Below are 4,407 nucleotides of genomic sequence, written 5' to 3' on the forward strand. Positions count from 1 at the left end.
GCGTCGGTACTGAACGCCGAGCGCAGCATCGGCACCAGCAGCAGCAGCGGGCGGTCCTGGTCGGCAGCGATCCGGACTGCGCGGCGAGCCACCGCGACGGCCTCGGGCCCGTCGGTGATCACCGCGGCAACGGTGCGGCACGGTGCCTGGGGCAGGTATAGCTGGCTCATCGGTGGTCTCCTTCGTGCGGGCGGACGCGCTCGAGCTCGCGGTGGGCGTCGTGGGCCTGGGCCTGCTGCTGCGGGGCGGCCGGGTGTGCCGTCGTGCGGCGGGACCACACGGGCTCTAGGGCTGCGTCCTCGGCCTCGGTGGCGACCCGGAACGGCGGCTCGGCCGGGGCCGGCAGCACCCGACGCCCCTGTCCGCGGGTGGCCCGCAGACTGGCGACGACGGACACGGCGATGATCGTGGCGACCACGGCCAGCGACACCGGGGTCGGGATGTAGATCACGTCGATCTTCAGCAGCATCTTGGTCCCCACCCACATCAGCACCAGGGCCAGACCGATCTTCAGGTACACGAAGCGGTGGATCAGGTCGGCCAGCAGGAAGTACATCGACCGCAGCCCCAGGATCGCGAAGGCGTTGGCGGTGAAGACCAGGAACACCTCGTCGGTGACGGCGAAGATCGCCGGGATGGAGTCCACGGCGAAGACGACGTCGGTGGCCTCGATCAGCACCAGCACCGCCAGCAGCGGGGTGGCCAGCAGTACTCCGTTCTGGCGGACCAGCAGCTTCTGGCCGTGGTAGGCCTCGGTCATCGGCACGAAGCGGCGGAAGCCGCGCAGCACCATCGACTGCTCGGGGTTCAGGTGCTCATTGCGCTGGCGGATCATCCGCCACCCGGTGTAGAGCAGGAACGCGGCGAAGACGTAGAGGATCCAGGAGAAGTTCTGGATCAGCACCGCCCCGGCGGCGATGAAGATCCCGCGGAACACCAGCGCGCCGAGCACTCCCAGGAACAGCACCCGGTGCTGGAACTCGCGCGGGGCGGCGAAGTAGCTGAAGATGATCGCCCAGACGAAGACGTTGTCAACGGCCAGGGACTTCTCGATCAGGTAGCCGGCGAAGTACTGCTGGCCGAACTCGGCTCCCCACAACTGCCAGACGATGACACCGAAGGCCACACCGAAGGCCACCCACACCCCCGACCACACGGCCGCCTCACGCACGCCGATCACGTGGGCGCGGCGGTGGGCGAACAGGTCCACGGCCAGCATCACCACGATGAAGCCGAGTACCGCAGCCCAGATCCAGAACGGGACATCCATGACGAAACCTTCCGATCGATCCGATCGGAGGTCTCTCCCGGCCCCGGCTGCGGGCCTGTCCGCCGGACCCGCACGGGGTCGTAGTGACGACGGAACGCTGGTGGGATACTCCCCTCCCTGTACCGACAAGTGAAGCACGCTTCACCTATGTGATCAATGGGGTCTGTTGCACCCCATCACCAGAGCGATCGACAAGAGGTGAGCGGCCTGGCCACGACGACGCGGGTGGTTCATGGACGAGAACCTCGGAGGCGCCCTTGGCTGGGCGACGTGTCACGTCACGCTCGGCGTACTCCTCGATGACGTCACTGGATTCCGTCGAATGCCAGGGGCCCAGCGCAGTGAAGGTGTGGCTCTGCGCATCCGACGGACCGCAGCACTGCTCAGGGCAACTGCCATCAGGGCCACCCCGACGACGAGCGGGCTCCCCACACCCTTCCTCTCATCGGGTGGAATCTCCCGGTGCCCCGAACAGAGACGGCGCATAGGCCAGGGCCGGGCCTGGCTACCCGAGCCGTGGGGCCTGTTGCGCCGGTTCAGCGGTGGTGAACGCGCTGTACACCGTGCGCAGCGGGACCGATGCAAGATCGGGTGAGTTCTGCTCTGGCTTGCTCGTAGGCAGCCCGGAGGGATGCGGCAGATGCCCGTAGTCCCGCCCCTACTGCAACGCCGCTCTCGCGGAAGTGGCCGGTAGCCGGCCCATATGTGCAGCTGGGCGGGCGGGGGACTATCGCGGCTCAGGCGTTGGGGAGGAAACGGCCCCAATCTCCAGTCGGGCACGGGTGGGTTGGCTGCCTCGGTCTCAGGAGCCTGCGTCGGGTCCCGTGTTGTCAGTCGTCACCCGGTGGAAGAAGAGGGCCAGCAGTGCGGCCGCGGCGGGGAACACTGCCGCGTAACCGATGATGCCGATGTTGCGCAGTTGCATGTCACCGGTGAGGACTCCGCCGAGTCCGGCCAGGGCCAGAATCCCGCTGAGAATCAGCAGCACACGGATGGAGATGGCCAGTCGGCTGCCGCGGAAGACCGGTGCGGCGCAGAGCACCGCCAACGCGAAAAGCACATCCCAGGCGAAGATGTCCAGGGCGTAGACGACCGAGGGCCACCGGAATTCCAGGACCAGGGGCAGCCACGGCTGACCGGTGAAGACGGGGACTGATGCACGGTTCGGTGACACCTGATCTGTGGCGCTGAGAGGCGTCGATGGAAGGATGTACACCGTGCCCAAGCCCTATCCCAAGGAGTTCCGCGACGACGTCGTGAATGTCGCGCGCAGCCGTGAGCCCGGGCAGACGATCAAGCAGATCGCTGCCGACTTCGGCATCGCGGAGTCCTGTCTGCGCAATTGGATGCGCCGAGCCGACGTCGAGGACGGCCTCAAGCCCGGGACGCCGGCGGCCGAGAACGCGGAGCTGCGAGAGGCGAAAAAGCGGATCCGTCTGCTCGAGCAGGAGAACGAGGTCCTGCGCCGCGCGGCCGCCTACCTGTCGCAGGCCAACCTGCCGGGAAAATGATGTACCCGCTCGTCCGCGAGCTGGCCGCGGACGGAATCCCCGTCGCGGTGACGTGCCGGGTGCTCAGGATCGCCCGGCAGCCCTACTACCGCTGGCTGGCCGACCCGGTGACTGATGCTGAGCTCGAGGCGGCCTATCTGGCCAACGCCGTGTTCGACGCTCACCGCGACGACCCGGAGTTCGGCTACCGCTATCTGGCCGACGAGGCCCGCGATGGCGGCCACACCGCTTGCGACCGCACCGTGTGGCGGATCTGCTCCGCCAATGGCTGGTGGTCGGCGTTCGGCAAGAAACGCGGCAAGAACGGCAGGCCAGGTCCGCCGGTCCATGACGACCTCGTCGAGCGCGACTTCACGGCTGATGCGCCCAACCAGCTGTGGCTGGCCGACATCACCGAGCACAGGACCGCCGAAGGCAAGCTCTACCTCTGCGCTATCAAGGACGTGCACTCCAACCGGATCGTGGGTTACTCCATCGACTCCCGGATGAAGTCCCGCCTGGCCGTCGACGCCTTGCGCAGCGCTGTCGCCCGGCGAGGGCAGACCGCCGGCTGCATCCTGCACACCGACCGCGGATCGCAAGGCGGATTCAACCGGTCGTCGCAACACCTTCCTGGAATCGGAGGTGTTCGACGATGGTGACGGCGGATTGGAGCAAGAAGACCGGCGATGTGCCCGAGGGCGCGCGTCGGCAGTGGCGCGCAGATCGGGCGCTGCGGCCGCCGATGGGCTCACCCGGGCGACCTGATCCCTCACGGGCGGTGCAGCGCCAGTTCTGGAGATTGATCGCCACGGGCGTCACGACCGTCGAGGCGTCGTTGGCGGTCGGTGTGTCGTGGCCGGTCGGAACTCGCTGGTTTCGCCACGCTGGCGGCATGCCGCCGATCTCATTGGCTGAACCCACCGGGCGCTACTTGTCCTTCGAGGAACGCGAGGAGATCGCGCTGCTGCGCGCCAGACGGGTTGGCGTGCGTGAGATCGCGCGCAGGATCGGGCGTGACCCCTCGACGATCTCTCGCGAGCTGCGCCGCAACGCGGCGACGCGGGGCGGGAAGGCGGAGTACCGGGCGCTGGTGGCGCAGTGGAAGGCTCAGCAGGCGGCGAAGCGCCCGAAGAGCGCGAAGCTGGCGACCGATGACAGGTTGCGGGAGTACGTGCAGGAGCGTTTGGCCGGCACCGTCCGCAGGCCCGACGGCGCGGTCGTCGTCGGGCCGCAGCCGCCGGTATGGAAGGGGCTGAACAAGCCGCACCGGCAGGACCGGCGGTGGGCGATCGCGTGGAGTCCGGAGCAGATCTCGCATCGGTTGACGCTCGACTTCCCGGATGATGATTCCATGCGCGTCAGCCACGAGGCGATCTACCAGGCGCTGTTCATCCAGGGCCGTGGCGCGCTCGAACGCGAGCTCGTCACCTGCCTGCGAACAGGCCGCGCACTTCGACAGCCACGAGCTCGAGCGCAGAATCGACCCGCAGGGCATGTCACCGCGGATGTCGTGTTCTCGCAGCGTCCCGCTGAAGCCGCGGACCGCGCTGTGCCCGGGCACTGGGAATCTCAATGCTGTTGTCAATCAGCCAGGAGCGCTGGGGCCGGGGCCGGTTCTCGGTATGCGGTGTGGTCGCGGAGCAT

At 67.9% G+C, this 4,407-nt stretch carries 3 protein-coding genes and 1 pseudogene; 2 read left to right on the top strand and 2 right to left on the bottom strand.

The genetic code is table 11. The features are described from left to right. Positions 1–166: 166 nt before the first annotated feature. Positions 167–1,270 (bottom strand): TerC family protein, encoded by a 1,104-nt coding sequence (locus ACFU0Y_RS17330; RefSeq protein WP_380216072.1) that lies wholly within the window; start codon positions 1,268–1,270, stop codon positions 167–169. 802 nt (positions 1,271–2,072) lie between these two features. Further along, positions 2,073–2,495 (bottom strand): hypothetical protein, encoded by a 423-nt coding sequence (locus tag ACFU0Y_RS17335; RefSeq protein WP_380216074.1) that lies wholly within the window; start codon positions 2,493–2,495, stop codon positions 2,073–2,075. Between ACFU0Y_RS17335 and ACFU0Y_RS17340 the strand changes: the two are divergent. Both ACFU0Y_RS17340 and ACFU0Y_RS17345 read left to right on the top strand, forming a co-directional pair. Beyond that, positions 2,488–3,362: pseudogene (locus ACFU0Y_RS17340) on the top strand (IS3 family transposase); the annotation flags it as partial. The gene ACFU0Y_RS17335 and the pseudogene ACFU0Y_RS17340 overlap by 8 nt on opposite strands. Before the next feature lie 293 nt (positions 3,363–3,655). Then, on the top strand, positions 3,656–4,407 hold a 752-nt coding region (locus ACFU0Y_RS17345; RefSeq protein WP_380216076.1), incomplete at its 3' end, for a transposase.

Source organism: Kocuria sp. NPDC057446 (assembly GCF_042802875.1).
In the GTDB taxonomy this organism is placed as follows: domain Bacteria; phylum Actinomycetota; class Actinomycetes; order Actinomycetales; family Micrococcaceae; genus Kocuria.

Coding starts and splice junctions, on each gene's coding strand:
- ACFU0Y_RS17330 (WP_380216072.1), bottom strand. CDS start 1,270: ATGGATGTCCCGTTCTGGATCTGGGCTGCGGTACTCGGCTTCATCGTG.